The sequence below is a fragment of the Streptomyces sp. Ncost-T10-10d genome (genome assembly GCF_900091955.1).
GTDB lineage: Bacteria > Actinomycetota > Actinomycetes > Streptomycetales > Streptomycetaceae > Streptomyces.
This window is the reverse complement of sequence record NZ_FMDF01000170.1, coordinates 1-16,185: the sequence shown is the minus strand read 5'-3', so window position 1 is coordinate 16,185 and position 16,185 is coordinate 1. Positions and strand designations below refer to the sequence as shown.

The following is a 16,185-nucleotide window of genomic DNA, read 5'->3' as shown; positions in this document are numbered from 1 at the left end:
ACCTGCCACCGGCCTGCGTTCCCCGGGCAAGGCGCCTGCAGCGTTCCGGCCCCTGAGGACGACCGGCGGCCGACTCCCGGGCCTGCGGCGGTGACTCCGCACGTGCCCGGCCCACCGGAACCGGTTCGAGGCTCCGTGTCGAGAGTTCGGTGTCAGGCGTCTTCACGGTAGAGGTCGGAGAGCAGGGCGACGGCGGCGTGAGTAGCAGGGTGGGGATCATGCCGGCGCCAGATGAGGTGGACAGGCACGGGGTCGGCGTCACGCAGGGGCCGGTAGGTGATGCCGTCACGGCGGTACTGGGTGGCGGTGGCCTGTGGAGTGACGCCGACGCATCGGCCGGTGGCGATGGCGGCCAGCCAGTCGTCGATGTCCTGGGTGTACTCCACGGCCGGGCGGGAGCCTTCGGGCCACAGGTCCAGGGTGGTTGTGCCGGTGCGGCGGTCGACGACGAGGGTGCGCTCGCGGATTTCCTCCAGCCGGACACTGCGACGCCTGGCCCATGGGTCGTCTGAGGCCAGGGCCACACAGCGGCGCTCCTGGCCGACAAGGGCGTGGGCATAACGGCGGGTGTCGATGGCGGTACGGACGACCGCCAGGTCGCACAGGCCCTCGGCCAGGCCGCCGGTGGGGGTGTTGTGGCGGATCAGGTGCAGTTCGACCTCGGGGCGGCGGTCGCGCCAGCGCCGCTGGAACTCGGTGGTGTGGCGGCCCATGGCCGACCATGCGTGGCCGACGCGCAGGCGGGTGTGGCCAGTGGTGGCCAGGCGCACCAGTTCATCGGCGTCGGCGAGCAGGTGGCGGGCGCCGGCGAGTACCTGTACGCCGGCGGTGGTCGGGGTGACGGTACGGCTGGTGCGGTGCAGCAGCCGTACGCCGAGGATTCGCTCCAGCGCAATCAGGGTGCGGGAGACCGCGGCCTGGGAGACACCGAGCTCGATCGCTGCATCGGTGAAGCCGCCGGTGTCGACGATGGTGACCAGGCAGCGCAGGTGCCGCAGCTCAAGCTCCGTACGACCATCCATGCGCCAAGTGTATAGATGGCGCATCCGATGCATTTTGCGCATGCATCGTCGTGTCGGATCGTCGTGCCATGGCAACCGATGCTCGTACGGAAATGACAGCCGGGACCGCACCGCAGACGGGCCCGCCCCGGCCGTCCGGGATCGCCCTGATGCTGGGCAGCGGTCTGTCCAATCAGGTCGGAGCGTCGGTGGCCGCCCTCGCTTTCCCGGTCCTCGGACCGGTAGGCGTTGTGGCGGTGCGCCAGTGGGTGGCCGCCGCAGTACTGCTGGGCGCGGGCCGGCCGAAGCTGCGGTCGTTCACCACCGCGCAATGGCGGCCTGTGCTGGGCCTGGCGGCGGTGTTCGCCGCCATGAACCTCACGCTGTACATGGCGATCGACCGGATCGGGCTCGGTCTCGCGGTCACCCTGGAGTTCCTCGGCCCGCTCACCGTGGCGCTGGCCGGCTCCCGCCGCCGTACCAATCTGGTCTGCGCACTCGCCGTTGCTGCGGCCGTGGTGGTCCTCACGCGCCCCCGGCCGAGCACCGACTACCTCGGCATCGCTCTGGCCCTGCTGGCCGCCGTCTGCTGGGGCTGTTACATCCTTCTCAATCGCACCGTGGGCGAGCGCCTGCCAGGCCTGCAGGGCTCGGCTGCGGCCGCGGCCGTCTCCGGTCTGCTCTACCTGCCCGTGGGCGTCGCAGTCCTTTGGCTCCACCGCCCCACGGCCCCCGCTCTGCTGTGCGCGCTGGCCGCCGGAGTGCTGTCCTCCGCCGTACCGTTCCTGGCTGACCTGCTCGCGTTGCGACGGATCCCGGCCCACTTCTTCGGGATCTTCATGAGCGTCAATCCGGTGTTCGCCGCCCTGGTCGGCCTGCTCGTGCTGGGCCAGCACCTCGACATGACGTCGTGGCTGGCCATCGTCGTGATCGTGACCGCCAACGCTGTCGTCGTGGGCACAGTCGCTCAGCACCCCAAGGAGAAGACGGCCCCATAAAACCGATCACACCCACCCGGATCCTGCCTCGTTCAACGCCGCCATCAAGGACACCACCATCGGTGTCTGGGTCGTCGGCGGCCTATTCGAAGGGCGAACCCACATTCGTCCGACTCGACCGGGATGGCGCAGCGCCCGCTCGCACCCGTGCCCACGGCGGCCGCCCCGAGCACGACTCCGGGACATGGAACCCAGCCCGCCTCTCAGCCGGCAGATCGCTCAGCTCGAGAAGAACCTGGGCCTCACCCTCTGCGAGCGCAGCCAACAGCACATCCGGCTGACCTCCGACGACCGTGTCTTCCTGCTCGAGGCCCGCGCTCTGCTGCGTCACGCCGACCGGCTGGAGAACCTCGGCCGACGACTCGGCCGCGGCGAGGAGGGCGGTTTGTGTATCGGATACGTAACCGACGCCATGCACACAGGCGTCCTGCCCACCGCCCTTCGCGCCCTGCGTGAGGAACGCCCCGGTATCCACGTTGCGCTGTACGACCAGGAGTCGGCCGAGCAGTTCGGGGGCCTGCGCCGGCGCAGTCTGGACATCGAGCTGGTGCGCACACCGTCACCCGAGGACGACCCGGATCTGAAGGCAGTTCCTCTGCTTCAGGAGACGCTGCTGCTCGCGCTGCCCGCGGATCATCTCCTGGCCGGACAGGTGGAGTTGATGCCCGATTCCCTGAACGGGCAGCCCTGGATCGCGGTGAGTGACTCACAGGCCCCGGCCCGGCGTGACACGTTCGTCGCGTCGTGCGTGGCCTCCGGCTTCACGCCGGACATCCGCCTCGGTGCAGCCGATCCGCTCATCGCACTGGGCTTGGCCGCCTCCGGTCTCAGCCTTGCGTTCGTTCGGAGGAACATGGTACGTGGCACGAACGACGACATCGTGGTGTGTGAGCTTCCCTGGTACACGGGATCGGCGCATCTACGGGCGGCCTGGCACCGGGGCGATCTTCGGCCCATGGTGGCCCCGTTCCGCGAAACGGTCCTCGCGGAACGAGCTGCCATCTGAGCGGAGGGACGCAAGGGTCTCGGCGTCATCGGCGTAGGTGTCGTCGTACGAGCTGTACCAACGCCGCCGAGATGCTGTGCTTCGGGCCGGCGGCGGGCGTCGTGAAGGTCTCCTCCTTCAGGACCTCCGTGCAGCTGTGGCACCCATCCGCGGCACGGATCCAGTGCTTGAACGCCGGGCGCCGATACTCCGCACGCAATTCCTCCACCACCGGCAGCGCACCCGGCGGTATCGCGCTGGACCTGGAGAACGAGGCTGTCGCGGCTGCGGCGACCGCCTGGGTCCGGGCCGCGCGGCAGCGCCGCCTACTCGCTGCCGGCCGCCCAGCCCTCGGAAAGTGCCGCGCGCAGGCGTTCACCCATCGCGGCAGCCTCCTCGTCCTTGAAGGACAGCACACCATTCTCGGTCATCAGAGCGTGAAACTGCTGTTGCCGGTACGGGGTTCCCACAGGAAGGCCGGCGATATGCCAATGAAGATGTGAATTCCCCTGCTGACTCCCAAGGGACAGCAGATACGTACGCTCGGGCTTCATCACCGCCTCCACCGCCAGGGCCACCTTTCGGACCACCGACATCAGTTGCAGGTAAGCAAACTCGTTCAGATCGCGAACCGCGTGCTCGATGTGAGCCTTTGGGGCCACGAGCACCTTCCCCGGCACTGTCGGATACCGGTCAAGGAAGGCGACATGCTGGTCGTCCTCATACACCGTGACATGCGCAGAACCAGGGGCACCCGCCACGAACTCGCACACAAAGCACGGGCCGCCACGCACCCTGGCCTCGTAGGCCTCGACGTCATGGGACAGCTGCTCCGGTGACACGCTCTCTCCTCTCCGCCGATCCGCCGAGACGGCACAGCGCAAGTCGCCGGGCGCGGGGGCCGTGTACGCAACATCCCCGCCGCCCCTGCCGCCACATTTCACTCAGACCTCGACGTTCCGCGGAAAAGATCAGTGGAACGCGGTCGGCGTCCTTGAACGCGGTACGCAGGGTGTCCGGGGCGTCGTAGTCACCGAAGCGTATCCGGACCCCGCGGGAGGCGACGTGCGCGGCACGGCCCGGGGTGCACACTGCGGCCGTCCGGCTGCTTCTGAACGAAGGCGACTTCACCACGAGCCTCGACATCACGGACCTGCCCCCCGGTGATCAGACTCAAGCCGTCCGGCCATTGGCTGCATCGGCTTGCGCCGACCGCCGATGAGGCGAGTTGATGCGCCCCGGACCAGCAGCGGAACCACCAGAACCACGCCCTGGCCATATCCTGACAAAGCCCTGGTTCTGTCCGGCGGATCAGACCGCAGACACATCAAATGAGCTGATTCCTCAGCTTCCCAGCACTGCTTGCATCACACGTTTCGCGATCGGTCCGCCCAGCCGTCCGCCCGAGATGTCCGAGCGGGAGATGTCCATGTCCGTCGGGTCGATGAAGACCGCAACCGCAACCGACGCGCCGTCGGCCTTCTTGCCGTACGAGACGAACCAGCCGTACGGCACCTCGTCATTCACGTTCACACCGCGCTGTGCCGTGCCGGTCTTGCCACCGACCGTGACGCCGTCGATCAGGGCACGTTGGGCGCTGCCCTCCTTGGCGGTGAATTCCATCATTTCCTGGACCTTCTTCGCGGTCTCCTCCGAGACGGCCTGGCTCTTGAGCTTCGGTTCGTGCCTCTCCAGGGTCGACAGGTCGGGGCCGCGCAACTCTTCGACGATGTAAGGCTGCATCAGCTTGCCGTCGTTGGCGAGGGCGGCGGTCACCATGGCCATCTGCATCGGGGTGCTGGTGAGGCTGCCCTGGCCCATACCCGTCAGCGCGGTCCCGGGCTTGTCCAGTTGGCTCGGGTAGAGGCTTTTGGTGGCGAGCATGTCGCCGAACTCGTCGGAGTAGACATCGGCGTTGAAGCCGAACTTCTCCGCTGTCTCGCGCATCTTGTCCGCGCCGACCTTCGAGGCCGCGTCGAGGAAGACGTTGTTGCAGGAGTACTGCATGGCGGTCTTCATGGACGCCTTGTTGCAGACCGCGTCGCCGGCTTCACTGCTGATCTTGTTCGAGGAGAGCGGCAGAGGGTACGGGGAAACGGCGTCGGACGCCGCGTCGACGTCTGTGACCACACCGTTCTCCAGAGCGGCGGCCGCCGTGAGGATCTTGAAGGTGGAGCCGGGCGGGAAGGTCTCGCGCAGGGGACGGTTGGCCAGAGGTTTGCTCTTGTCGTCGACGAGGTCCTGGAACCTGTCGCCTTCCTTGAACGAGTTCCCCGCGAAGACGGACGGGTCGTAGGAAGGGGTGGAGACCAGCGCGAGGACCTTTCCGGTGCGCGGGTCGAGGGCGACAACCGCGCCGCGGGCACCGAGGTCGGTCAGCCCCTTGTAGCCCGCCTTCTGCGCCTTCGGGTCGATCGTAGTGATCACATCACCGCCGCGGCGCTGCTCGCCGGTGAGAATGTCTTTGGCGTGCCGGAAGGCGAACCGGTCGTCCTGGCCGCTGAGCACGCTGTCGTACGTCTTCTCCAGCAGGGACATGCCCTGTGCCTGTGACGCGTACCCGGTGACCGGAGCGTACATCGCGCCCTGTTTGAAGGTCCGCTGGTACTTGAAGTCCGTGCCGGAGACGGCCTTCGAGCCGGTAATCGGGGCACCGCCCACGATGATGTCGCCGCGCGGGCTGGCGAACTGAGCGATCTTCACCCGGCGATTGTGCTCGTCAGTGGCAAGAGCATCGCTCTGGAAATACTGGATCCAGTTCGCCCGGAGCAGCAAGGCCAGCACCAGCAGCCCACAGAAGACGGCTATGTGCCGCAACGGCCTGTTCATCGTTCTCCCGATATCCGAACCATTTGATCTTCAATTATGCAGATGCACCTGAGGGCCGCATGGTTGCGCCAATGCACCTCTGCTGCTCCTGCCCCTGGACCGCGCGGCGACGGCAGATCCCTGATACGCCGACCGCTGCAAAGGACGTTGCTGCGGCCGGACCCGGACCCGCTTGCCGTGCCGCGTCGGGCCGTCCGCGGGACCGGTCCCCGCAGAGGGCGGATCCGCTGCGCGGGCCTCCACCCCGCCGAGATCATGCGCCGGCCAGCAGCACCTCCAGCGCCACAGCCGTATCCGGATGGCGACCGGCCAGTGCCGCGCCTGACGGACCGGGGTCCACCGTCTCCCACGTCCCGTCACAGCCCAGCAGGCTCGCCACCGCGTCGCACGCCGCAGGATGGGCAACGAGCAGCGTGCAACCGCGGCCGACGTCCGCGCGCCGCGCCGTATGCACTGCTTGCGGCTGCGCCCGCCACGGCGGTACCCACTCGTCCAGCACGGCGAGCCGACTGGGGAAGATCCGCCCGGCCTCACGGATCAGCAGCGGGGCCAGCTCGGCGCCACCCGATCGCAAGGTGGTGATCAGGGTCGGCAGCCAAGGCAGGAGCACCGGGTCCGGCAGCCGTCCGAACGCGTTCGAGACCGCCTCCACGACGAAGTCGGTGAGGCCCGGGACGGGCTCCAGGGCGTGTACGAAGCCGCTGAGGTAGCGCGGATAGGCAGGTACCACCAAGGGGTTGCCGAGCAGTTCGTCGCACTTGGCCCGAAGGTCCGCGCGAGAGAGGTACCCGAGCTGCACCTGAGCCGCCCACAGCAGCGCAGTCTTCGACGGGTCCTGCGGATGCGACTGGGCGACGGCCAGTTCAAGTTGGGCCCGGTCGCAGCCCAGCGAAAGCGCCAGACTCTCCATGCTGAACAGGAAGCCCAGCATCGCAGCCACTTGGCGGACGGTGGCGTCGTCGTCGGTGAACGCGGTCGGCAGCAGGGTGCAGTAGTGCGCGTATCCCGTCTTGACGAAGGACTCGATCCACGGCGGCAGAACCGGCTCACTGGTGCGGTAGTAGGCCAGCAACCGCCGCACCCGGCGCAGCACCTCCGGTGCGCCGTCCACGCTGCGCTCGGCCGACAGTACCTCCAGGGCGCGTGTGCCCAAGTCGTCGGCGAGGCGGCGGCTGCGCAGGTACAGCGTCGCGTCCTCGACGGCCTCCAGGACGGTCGCCGCGGTGGCGTGCGGGCCGTACGCCGTACGGCGCAGTCGCTGCTCCAGGACCTGCTCGATGCTCACGCCCTCGTAGCCGAGCTCGATGAGCGCCCGCTGATGGGTGCCCAGCGCCAGGTCCCACGACTCCTGGATCGGCCGCTCTCCCAGTCTCCGCTCGCCCATGATCGGCCGAGCCGCGCCCTGCGGCATCAGGAAGCGCAGCATCCACAGCATGTCGGAACACCGCTCCAGTTCCGGCTCGGAGGCGATGTCCAGCAGAGCGCGTTGCACGCCGCGCTGCTGAAGCTTCAGGCTCAAGGGCGCGAGCCGGTCGTGCACGTCGCGGGCCAGGGGTGGCAGCGCGTCGTAGCCGACCTGGCCGACCCGGTCGCCACCCATCATGATCTCCACGAGGCGGCGCACGTCGCGTCGGCCGGGCACAGTGTCCTTCTCGATGCAGGTGACGGCCGCATCCTGGAAGTCGTACGGCGTAGGCCGGGCCCGGTCACGCATCCCGGCCAGCAGGATCGACGTCTCGAACACCGCGATGGCGTCGGCGGTGGAGGCGAGGTAGCCGCATCGGCGCGCGGCGCGCACGATCTCCACCGACCAACCGAGCAGTTCGGTCTCGTCCAGACGGTCCAGGACGGGCGGTTGCTGCAGGAACCCGGTCAGCTTGTCCGAAGGCTCGACCGTCGGTTCGGGAACCGCCGCGGCCGCGGTCTTCCTGGCCTTCGTGTTCTTCACACCCACCTGTCCCGCCAGGCGGTACGGCTCCACGCGCGTGCGCCTGACGTTCTTCGCCCAGACCGTCGCGGCGATCGACACCGAGCCGGCGGCCAGGCCGAACTGTGCCTCGATCGCCGCGTGGCTGGAAGGAATCAACCCGTGCTGCCACTTGGTGGCGCTGCGCGAGCTGATCTCGAAGGCGTCGGTGCCGTGGACGCCGAACTCGCCGACGCGACTGGCCGCGTGGAAGGCGCCGCAGATGTAGAGGCAGTCCGCAGGGTCGGCGCCGGTCGCGGCCAGGTGCTCGCGCATCCTGGTCCACATGTAGCGCTCCCGGTCCTCGTCCACGCGCACCCTATGGGGGTCGCCGGGTGCGAGGCGCCGGAAGAGGCTGCCGATCAGCAGCATGACCTGGCGGTAGGTGTCGTGGTCGCTGTCGCCGAGCGGCAGTTCGACATACTGGTGCCACCATTCCGACCAGTGCCGCACCCTGCCGTGGCGCAGCAGGTGTTCCTCCAGTTCGGCGAAGCGCGGCCGCAGGTCGCCGATCTCCACTCCGACCGCGTCGCCGTGCAGCGCGGCCTCCTCCTCGGCGGGCGGTGCGTCCGGATCGGCTGGGTCGTCGGTGCGCGTTTCACGCGCGTCCCACTGAAAGACATGGTCCGAGGAACGGTCGACGAGGACCAGTTCTACGCCCGGCGTGTCCAGTGCGTAGGCGATCGCCTGGTATTCGGCCGACGCCTCGGTGATCGGTGCGACCACCGACAGCGGGGACCACTCGGCCGGGAAGCCGTCGACCTCGGTCGCGAACGCCTGGAGAGCCACCGGGAGCTTGCAGTTGCGCAGTTCGGTCAGGAGCGGCGCCATGTCCTCGCACAGCTCCAGGTACACGACCTTCGGTTGTTTCTCCCGCAGGCGGCGTGCCATCGCAACCGCCGAGGCGGGCGAGTGGTGGCAGACGGGGAAGATCTCCAGTGGCTCACGCACCGCGCGATCGACGTCGTCGACGATTCCGAGGAGGATGCCCTGCAGGGCGTCGGGCCCGTCGGCGAACGTCGCGGCGGCCTCCTGCAGCTGCCCGCGCAGTGCTTCGAAGGGCCCCTCGTGCGTGCTGCTCATGACAGGGTGGCGATCGCGTCGCGGCCGCCCTCCAGGAACTCCGGCCAGGATCCGCCCTCTTCCTTGCTGCGCGGTTCGACGACGCCATGCAGGTACTTGTTGAGGATGGCGAGGTCCTCGGGCTCGCGCCGGGCCAGTGACCCGACGAGCGAGGAAGCCAGCGTACGGGCGCTCAGGGCGCGCTCGCCGAAGAAGTTGCTGTGCAGGATCGCGTCCTCGAGCACACCGATCTGTTCGGCGGAGGACAGCGCGGACTCCAGCTTCTCGTCGTCGCTGCCGGCCGCGGCCGCCGAGGCGCGCAGGTCCGCGAAGCTCTGCAGCAGCACGTCGAGCAGCGTCGGGGGCACGTCCAGCTCGATCTGGTGGCGCCGCAGCAGCTCCTCGGTGCGGAAGCGGACGATCTCCGCCTCGCTCTTCTTGTTCGTCACCACCGGGATGCGGACGAAGTTGAAGCGGCGCTTGAGCGCCGAGGACAGGTCGTTGACGCCCCGGTCGCGGCTGTTGGCGGTGGCGATGACCGAGAAGCCGGGCTTGGCGAACACGATGTTGTCGCTGTCCAGTTCCGGGACCGAGATGTACTTCTCGGACAGGATCGAGATCAGCGCGTCCTGGACGTCGCTGGTGGAGCGGGTGAGTTCTTCGAAACGGCCGATCGCGCCGGCCTCCATCGCGGTCATGATCGGCGAGGGAATCATCGACTGCCGCGACTGGCCCTTGGCGATGACCATGGACACGTTCCAGGAGTACTTGATGTGGTCCTCGGTGGTGCCGGCGGTACCCTGCACGACCAGCGTGGAGTTGCGGGAGATCGCGGCGGACAGCAGCTCGGCCAGCCAGCTCTTGCCGGTGCCGGGGTCGCCGATGAGCAGAAGCCCGCGGTCGGAGGCCAACGTGACGATGGAGCGCTCGACGAAACTGCGATCGCCGTACCACTTCTGCGGGATTTCCCGCTCCAGGCCGTCGGAACGCTCGGAGCCCAGGATGAACAGGCGGACCATCTTCGGGGACAGACGCCAGGAGAAGGGTTTGGGGTTGTCGTCGATGGACTCCAGCCAGTCCAGTTCCTCGGCGTACTTGATCTCGGCAGGGGCGCGCAACAGGTCGGACATGGCAGGGCCTTTCTAAGCGAGAAACGTCTTGAGTTCGTGGACGAGCTTGCGGATGTGGCCGGAGAGCACCGGCGTACCGAGAGCCTTGAAGCGTTCACGGAACCAGGGGTTGACCTCGTGGCGGCCGGAGCTGGTGACCGAACCGACGGGGATGAACTTCACTCCGGAGCGGTGGACGGCCTCGATGCCCTCGAACAGCGGCTGGGAGCGGTCGAATTCGTAGAAGTCGGAGATCCACACCATCACGGTGTCTTTGGGGTCGGTGATCTTCGGACGGGCCATGGCCATCGCGACGGGACCGTCGTTGCCGCCGCCGAGGTTGGTGCGTAGCAGGGCCTCGAACGGGTCGTTCACCCAGGGCGTCAGGTCGATGGCACGCGTGTCGTACGCGATCAGGTGGACGTCCACCTTCGGCAGCCCGGCGAAGATCGACGCCAGGATGGTGCAGTTCACCATCGAGTCGACCATCGAGCCCGACTGGTCCACGACGACGATCAGCCGCTGGGGCGTCGTCTTACGGACGGTGTGCCGGTAGTAGAGGCGGTCGACGTAAAGCCGCTCCTCCTCCGGGCTCCAGTTCGTGAGGTTCTTCCAGATCGTGCGGTCGAGGTCGAGGTTGCGGAACACCCGCTTGGGCGGGACGGAGCGGTCCAGGGCGCCTACCGTGGCTTTTTCCACTTGGGTGCGGAGCACTTCGGCGACCTCGTCGACGAAACGGCGGATCAGGGCCTTGGCGTTGGCCAGGGCCACGCCCGAGAGGTTGTTCTTGTCTCTCAGCAGCTGTTCGATCAGTGACATGCTCGGGGTCAGCTGCGCGGCGAGCTTGGGGTTGGCCAGCACCTCGCGCAGACACATCCGCTTGACGAGGTCGGCCTCGATGGCGCCGAGTTCCGGGCCTATCGTTGAGATCAACCGGCCGAGATCGGGCGTCGTGCCCGGGCCACCGGTGCCGGCCGGGGTGACGCCCGGTCCTGCCACGCCTCCCCCGGCCCCACCGGCGCGGCCGCCACGCAGCTCGCCGGGCTTGCAGCCCAGCGCACGCTCCAGCCAGCCGGCGTCGGACTGCCAGCGCGCCAGCTGCCCGGCGGTGACCGTGCCGGAGCCGGAGGCGAAGACATTGAGCAGCACCTTCGACACCAGCGCCGCGCGCCGTACTTCGGCGGCCCGGTCGCACGCACCTTCGTCGTCGGGCTCGGGGGCCATCAGACCGTCGAACTCGGCAGCCAGCTCCGGGTGGCGCTGCACGATCGAGTCGACGGATTCCTGCGGGTCCAGGAGCGCGGACGGCAGACCGATGTCATCGACGACGGCGAGGCTCGCCGATTCCAGCGAAGCCTGCTCCTCATGGTCGAAGAGGCGGGCGAGGAGGCGCCAGTACAGGACCTGACGGCGGTTGTCGTGGGGGTCCGCCTCCGGGTTCTGTGAGGTCGCGTACCCGGCCGGTTGTTCGGTCGTGTGCTCCGTCATTTCCGCAGCAGCCTCCCCGCGCGCTCCCGCAGCACGGCCACGGCGTCGGTGGCGGCCTTCTCGGCCTTGACGCCGGCCTTGTCGGTCGTTCCCCCGGCCCATGCACCCGCATGGATCGCAACAGCCTTCTTCCGTACGGTCGTCTCGACGGCCAGAGGCTGGACGCGATACGTCCCGGCGTCCCAGCGGAGCAGCCCGATGCACGCATCGGACGCCGCAACGGCGTCGGGTGTGAGCGGTCCGGCAGTCGGGATGCGGTCGGTATCGACAGCGAGAGGGTGTCCGGCGACGGTGAACGTCAGTGTGTCGTCGTCCTTCTGGGCGGTGTAGCCCTCCAGGAACACGGGTACGGCGATGCGCGCCGGGTGCCGGTCCAGGGGTGCCGTCGCCGTGCCGGTGGCAGTGGGCAGGGCAACGCGGGCGGTGGCGAAGGCGTCGGCGGGCTCGCTCGGGTGCGCGTGCTCGTCGCTCCAGAGCAGGTCGCCCTCGGCGGTGACCGGCATGCCGACGAGGTTCATCGAGCGGCCCTCGCTGACGGCCGTCAGCAGCGACATGTGGGGGCGGAGCAGCTGCCAGACACCGGCTCCGACGACCGTGTCGGGCTTCGGCACCGACACACCGGCGCGCAACAGGCGGGGCGCCGCACCGTCCGCGGGCTCGAACACCGCGTGGACCTGGGCCTGTGCGGCAGTCCCGTGTTCCTGCAGGTCGACGCCGAGGGGCAGCAGGCGGCCGGTGGCCGTCCCGGTCATGGGCGTCCCGGCCGCACCGGGCAGCGTCAGCAGCATCGCACGCGACCACAGGTCGGCCCAGCGGCGTGCCGGAATCCTTTCCAGGGCCGCACCCGGGCAGGATGCGGCGAGTTCGGCGGAGAAGCCGTCGAGGAGCGTCGCCAGGCGGCGCAGGGCCGGGTCCGGAAGCATCGCGGAGACAACGTGCGCCGCCCCGGAGACCAGGTCGTGGTCGATGCCCTGCCATCCGGAGCGCGCCAGATCCGACAGCCAGGAGCGGGCGGCGGCAAGCAGGTTCGCCGCTTGCTGCCCGCCGGGCACCGGGACGGTCTCCTCGCTGCCGGGCCGGCCGGTCGCCTCTTCGACGCGGGTCATCAGTGCGTCGTGGACGGAGCCGAGCAGTGCAGTACGGGCAGCGGCGAGGGCGACGAAGTGGTCTTCGCTCGCCGCTCCGTCCGCCGCCTTCTCGACTGCCTCGGCGACCCTGACGGCCAGCGGCGTCCCCTCGACGGCGCGGGCGAGCTCTGTCAGGTCGGCGGCCTGGGCCGGTTGCGGGCGGAGCAGGCCGGCGGCGAGAGCCCGGTCGAAGGCGTCGACGGCCGTCAGGGCTTCGTCGAGCCCGGCAATGGATTCGCAGAGCAGGTCGGCGCGCATCACGCCACCGCCCTGGTCGGCGGGAACCACTGCATCTCCGGCAACGGTGCGGTGGTCGGGGCGAGTTCCAGGTAGGCCAGGTGACGCAGGAACCTGCTGAAGACCGGCGCGGCAGCCTTGGTGTCCCCCTGCGGTGGACGTCTGTTGCTCATGTCGGTGGTGATGGTGAGCGCGCTCGGCTCCCCGTCCACGATCTCGACCCTGAGATAGCGGGCGACGCGCTCGGCGCCGTACTGCAGCACCGCCTCGTTGATCAGGGCTCGGACGTGATTGCAGAACGAGCCCCGCGCACCACCACAGGGCCGGTTGTTGTTGGTGCTGCAAGCGAACGCGTAAGTGCCTGCCACGACCGACGAGACATAGACCCGCTCAATGTCCGAGCCGCTGGACACCACGCCCTGCAAGCGTCCGTCCGCCAGTTCGACGAACGGAACCTTGGCAAGTTTGCGCGGCCGTGCCGGCGCTGTCACCCGTGCCGTGCTCGACCTCTCCCAGTCTGACAACGCACCATCTCCTATGCACCAAGAGGACTTCCGCGCCACAACGGCGGGACACGACTGAACATACTTGCGACCACTGACAACGCCGATCGCGGACGCACAGCCGCGCCACGCACCGCTCCCGGAACCAGCAACAAGGCCACGGAATGAGGCGGATATCCGGCGGTGGTTCTCCGGGTGCGGACAGTAGGTGACCGGGCTCCGACGACGGGAGCCGATGGCAACCCAACCAGTTGACCCCCGCGGCGCCCGGCGATCCGAGCGAGGCTGCGGGCCGGCAGAGGTGCGAAGGAGGTCGGCCTGAGACCCGGCCAAGAGGCGCTGACCAACTCGTTGAGATCGTCACCCGAAAGCATGGGGCGCGCCGCCAACCCGCGTGAAGCGGACGCCAGACGCGCCGTAGAGCCGTCGATGCGGTAACTCCCGGAGATCAGGCTGGGCGTGGTCTGGAATTCCTCATCGCAGCGGAGGCACCGACCGCGCTTCACTATGTCGTCGCCCGGCTTGAGCACAGTGTCGCCACTTCCGCACCGCGGGCAGTGCGCCGGGGCGGGGCGGCCCGCTCGGGCACACGGTCCTCAGACCATGAACGGGGGGTGCCGGAACGCAGTTGATCACCGGCGTCGTGATGCCACAGGACGACACTGGGAGGCGGCCGGCACCTGGAGTTGTACGTTGCCTGCGACGCGGACAGGGTCACCGCCGACGCACTGCTGCGGTGGTTTGCCGAAGGCGGCGGGCGGGACGTGACGCGCACCGAGGACGCAGCCCGGGCGCTGATGGAGTGGACGGAGGAACAGATGGCCGAACACGGCTGGTCCTGGCAGGAGTCGCCCGCTGTGGAGCCGTGACCGAGTACGCGGGACCTTCTCGCCGGCCCTGTCGGACACGGGGCAGGAGGAAGGACACGCGACCCCGGTACAGCCCGCTGTCCAGGTCGGCATCGGCGGCGAGTTCGATGTACCCGATCACGCACCTGTCGCGGGCACAGCGGGGATCTACTGCGTCGGTGGGAGCTTTGCCAGGGGTTCGGCGGACGCAGACGAGGAGCTCGGTGCCTTCGAGCCACGCTGCTTGGGCTTCGTGGCTGTGTGTACCGCTCCCCCGCCGCCGCCGGGACCGCTGAAACCCATACGCGCAGCCGGCCCCGAATCGCGGAGGGGGTGGCGTGGAGCAGACACACGGCGAGGCCGGTCCCCACTGGGGGTTGGTCCCAGGCACCGGCCCATCGCCACCTGCAGGACTACTCGATGACGAGCTCGACCGGGATGTTGCCGCGGGTCGCGTTGGAGTAGGGGCAGACCTGGTGGGCCTGCTCGACCAGCTTGCGGCCGGTGGCCTCGTCGACGGCCTCGGGCAGTTCCACGCGCAGCGTGACCGCGAGACCGAATCCCTCACCCTGCTTGCCGATTCCGACCTCACCGGTCACGGCGGCGTCACTGACGTCGATCTTGGCCTGACGACCGACGAGCCCCAGCGCACTGGCGAAGCAGGCGGCGTAACCGGCGGCGAACAGCTGCTCCGGGTTCGTGCCCTGGCCGCTGCCGCCCATCTCCACCGGAATGGCCAGCTGCAGATCCAGCTTGCCGTCGGCGGTGACGGCGCGGCCCTCACGGCCGTGGGTGGCAGTGGCGACGGCGGTGTAGAGCGCTTCCATGAAAGCGATTCCTCTCGAAAGTAATGTCCCAGCGGCGCTGTCCGGCCGCTTCCACTCAAGGAAAGCACACAATCAAATTGTGCACAACCTAATGACGCGCAGAGTTATGCTGGATCCATGACCTCCACGTCCAGCCCGAGCCGCGAGGCCCCGTCCGAGGCCGATTACCTCCGCCTCGACCAGCAGATCTGCTTTTCCTTGAACGCCGCGTCACGCGCCTTCGGCAGCGTTTACCGCGTACTCCTCAAGGACCTCGGGCTCACCTATCCCCAGTACCTGGTGATGCTGGCGCTCTGGGAGCACGGCGAGCTGCCGGTGAAGGCGCTGGGAGAGCACCTGCGGCTCGACTCCGGCACGCTGTCACCACTACTGAAGCGACTGGAGGCGGCAGGCCTGGTACGGCGCGAGCGCAGCGCCCAGGACGAGCGGTCGGTGCACATCCACCTCACGGACGAGGGCACGGCACTGCGCGAGCGGGCGCTGGCCGTGCCGCGCCGGATCGCCGCGGCCACCGGCTTCGACCTCGACGAGATCAGCAACCTGCGAGCCCGCCTCAACCGACTCACGGCAGCCCTGGACACGGCAGCACTGGAGGAGAACCCGAGCTGCGCCGACACGGTGTCCGAGAAGTAGCGTCCCTCGCCAGACGTGGGCGGTTCTGCAGAAGGTCCCGGGAAGCGGGGAAGGCGCCCCGGCTGCCCCGCCGACGAACAGACCGCCGCCGACGCCCGCCACGCCGACGACCACTTGGCGCTACAAACGAAGGTCCTCGAAGAGCCGGGGCTTGTGATCGATGACGGTGTCGGCGCCCAGACCGGTGACGAAGCCGACTCGTGGGAGGACGGCGATTACGGCACCCCCGCGCCCAGGGCAGCGGCGATCCGTTCGGCGAACGAGCCGCCCCTTCCGGCGCCGCCCTGAATGCGCATGCACCATCCCCACGACGGTCGTGCCGACGTCTCCCTCTCTGCTCCTGAAGGACGGGACCGGATTCTCAACCGGCACGCCGACTGGCTCTCCAACGACCCGTCCGGTCTCTGACGACTCTCCGAACGGCCGTCGCGCTTGTCCATGTACCGGCCCCCGGTTCAGACGACCACCCGGCAAAAGCAGATGAACACAGTTGCTGCGCCGACGAAGGCACGGAAGTGTTTGAGCTCACCGAAGGGCAATGGCGACGACAACCAGCGGCAAGAAGCGGTGCC

14 protein-coding genes and 1 pseudogene are annotated in these 16,185 nt (G+C 68.7%); 5 read left to right on the top strand and 10 right to left on the bottom strand.

Going from position 1 to position 16,185, the window contains the following annotated elements; all coding sequences use genetic code 11:
* Positions 1-152 precede the first annotated feature (152 nt).
* Positions 153-1,022: a LysR family transcriptional regulator gene (locus GA0115254_RS30910; protein ID WP_093898579.1), complete on the bottom strand. Its 870-nt coding sequence runs from the start codon at positions 1,020-1,022 to the stop codon at positions 153-155.
* A 149-nt stretch (positions 1,023-1,171) separates the two neighbouring features.
* On the opposite strand from GA0115254_RS30910, the gene GA0115254_RS30905 reads away from it, so the two are divergent.
* Together GA0115254_RS30905 and GA0115254_RS30900 are read left to right on the top strand one after the other, a co-directional pair.
* Complete coding sequence (locus GA0115254_RS30905; protein ID WP_176740373.1) at positions 1,172-1,999, top strand: EamA family transporter; 828 nt, start codon at positions 1,172-1,174, stop codon at positions 1,997-1,999.
* A gap of 184 nt (positions 2,000-2,183) precedes the next feature.
* A complete protein-coding gene (locus tag GA0115254_RS30900) occupies positions 2,184-3,005 on the top strand; it encodes a LysR family transcriptional regulator (protein WP_093898577.1) in 822 nt (273 codons plus the stop codon).
* A gap of 305 nt (positions 3,006-3,310) precedes the next feature.
* Here GA0115254_RS30900 and GA0115254_RS30895 read toward each other — a convergent pair whose 3' ends face one another.
* From GA0115254_RS30895 to GA0115254_RS30865, 7 genes are all read right to left on the bottom strand, one after another.
* Entirely contained in the window at positions 3,311-3,826 is a 516-nt protein-coding gene (locus GA0115254_RS30895; RefSeq protein WP_256102859.1) for an HIT family protein, read from the bottom strand.
* Between the two features lie 502 nt (positions 3,827-4,328).
* Entirely contained in the window at positions 4,329-5,813 is a 1,485-nt protein-coding gene (locus GA0115254_RS30890; RefSeq protein WP_093898576.1) for a peptidoglycan D,D-transpeptidase FtsI family protein, read from the bottom strand.
* Positions 5,814-6,066: 253 nt separating this feature from the next.
* On the bottom strand, positions 6,067-8,862 hold the full coding sequence (locus GA0115254_RS30885; protein ID WP_093898575.1) for a DUF5682 family protein: 2,796 nt from the start codon (positions 8,860-8,862) through the stop codon (positions 6,067-6,069).
* The gene (locus tag GA0115254_RS30880; protein ID WP_093898574.1) at positions 8,859-9,971 is read right to left on the bottom strand and encodes an ATP-binding protein; all 1,113 of its coding nucleotides are present in this window, start codon (positions 9,969-9,971) and stop codon (positions 8,859-8,861) included. The genes GA0115254_RS30885 and GA0115254_RS30880 overlap by 4 nt, the downstream gene beginning before the upstream one ends.
* A 12-nt stretch (positions 9,972-9,983) precedes the next feature.
* Entirely contained in the window at positions 9,984-11,438 is a 1,455-nt protein-coding gene (locus tag GA0115254_RS30875; protein WP_093898573.1) for a VWA domain-containing protein, read from the bottom strand.
* The gene (locus GA0115254_RS30870) at positions 11,435-12,853 is read right to left on the bottom strand and encodes a hypothetical protein (RefSeq protein ID WP_093898572.1); all 1,419 of its coding nucleotides are present in this window, start codon (positions 12,851-12,853) and stop codon (positions 11,435-11,437) included. The genes GA0115254_RS30875 and GA0115254_RS30870 overlap by 4 nt, the downstream gene beginning before the upstream one ends.
* Positions 12,823-13,293: a hypothetical protein gene (locus GA0115254_RS30865; protein WP_370740971.1), complete on the bottom strand. Its 471-nt coding sequence runs from the start codon at positions 13,291-13,293 to the stop codon at positions 12,823-12,825. Before GA0115254_RS30865 ends, GA0115254_RS30870 begins: the two co-directional genes overlap by 31 nt.
* Positions 13,294-13,967: 674 nt before the next feature.
* Between GA0115254_RS30865 and GA0115254_RS46725 the strand changes: the two genes are divergently transcribed.
* On the top strand, positions 13,968-14,174 hold the full coding sequence (locus GA0115254_RS46725) for a DUF6300 family protein (RefSeq protein ID WP_256102866.1): 207 nt from the start codon (positions 13,968-13,970) through the stop codon (positions 14,172-14,174).
* A gap of 19 nt (positions 14,175-14,193) precedes the next feature.
* Here the strand turns inward: GA0115254_RS46725 and GA0115254_RS47910 are convergent.
* Together GA0115254_RS47910 and GA0115254_RS30850 are read right to left on the bottom strand one after the other, a co-directional pair.
* Positions 14,194-14,544, bottom strand: a pseudogene (locus GA0115254_RS47910) (DUF6009 family protein); the annotation flags it as partial.
* Positions 14,545-14,566: 22 nt separating this feature from the next.
* Positions 14,567-14,980 carry an organic hydroperoxide resistance protein gene (locus tag GA0115254_RS30850; protein ID WP_093898569.1) on the bottom strand — a complete coding sequence of 138 codons (414 nt, stop codon included), beginning with the start codon at positions 14,978-14,980 and terminating at the stop codon, positions 14,567-14,569.
* 117 nt (positions 14,981-15,097) lie between these two features.
* Between GA0115254_RS30850 and GA0115254_RS30845 the strand changes: the two genes are divergently transcribed.
* Positions 15,098-15,613: a MarR family winged helix-turn-helix transcriptional regulator gene (locus GA0115254_RS30845; protein ID WP_093898568.1), complete on the top strand. Its 516-nt coding sequence runs from the start codon at positions 15,098-15,100 to the stop codon at positions 15,611-15,613.
* A 15-nt stretch (positions 15,614-15,628) separates the two neighbouring features.
* Complete coding sequence (locus GA0115254_RS43975; protein ID WP_141720944.1) at positions 15,629-15,901, top strand: hypothetical protein; 273 nt, start codon at positions 15,629-15,631, stop codon at positions 15,899-15,901.
* The last annotated feature ends 284 nt before the right edge of the window (positions 15,902-16,185 follow it).

Bases quoted from the DNA above. Each gene is read 5' to 3' on its own strand.
- GA0115254_RS30850 (WP_093898569.1), bottom strand. From the start codon at position 14,980: ATGGAAGCGCTCTACACCGCCGTCGCCACTGCCACCCACGGCCGTGAG.
- GA0115254_RS30900 (WP_093898577.1), top strand. From the start codon at position 2,184: ATGGAACCCAGCCCGCCTCTCAGCCGGCAGATCGCTCAGCTCGAGAAG.
- GA0115254_RS30890 (WP_093898576.1), bottom strand. From the start codon at position 5,813: ATGAACAGGCCGTTGCGGCACATAGCCGTCTTCTGTGGGCTGCTGGTG.
- GA0115254_RS30910 (WP_093898579.1), bottom strand. From the start codon at position 1,022: ATGGATGGTCGTACGGAGCTTGAGCTGCGGCACCTGCGCTGCCTGGTC.
- GA0115254_RS30880 (WP_093898574.1), bottom strand. From the start codon at position 9,971: ATGTCCGACCTGTTGCGCGCCCCTGCCGAGATCAAGTACGCCGAGGAA.
- GA0115254_RS30885 (WP_093898575.1), bottom strand. From the start codon at position 8,862: ATGAGCAGCACGCACGAGGGGCCCTTCGAAGCACTGCGCGGGCAGCTG.
- GA0115254_RS30845 (WP_093898568.1), top strand. From the start codon at position 15,098: ATGACCTCCACGTCCAGCCCGAGCCGCGAGGCCCCGTCCGAGGCCGAT.
- GA0115254_RS30905 (WP_176740373.1), top strand. From the start codon at position 1,172: ATGCTGGGCAGCGGTCTGTCCAATCAGGTCGGAGCGTCGGTGGCCGCC.
- GA0115254_RS30875 (WP_093898573.1), bottom strand. From the start codon at position 11,438: ATGACGGAGCACACGACCGAACAACCGGCCGGGTACGCGACCTCACAG.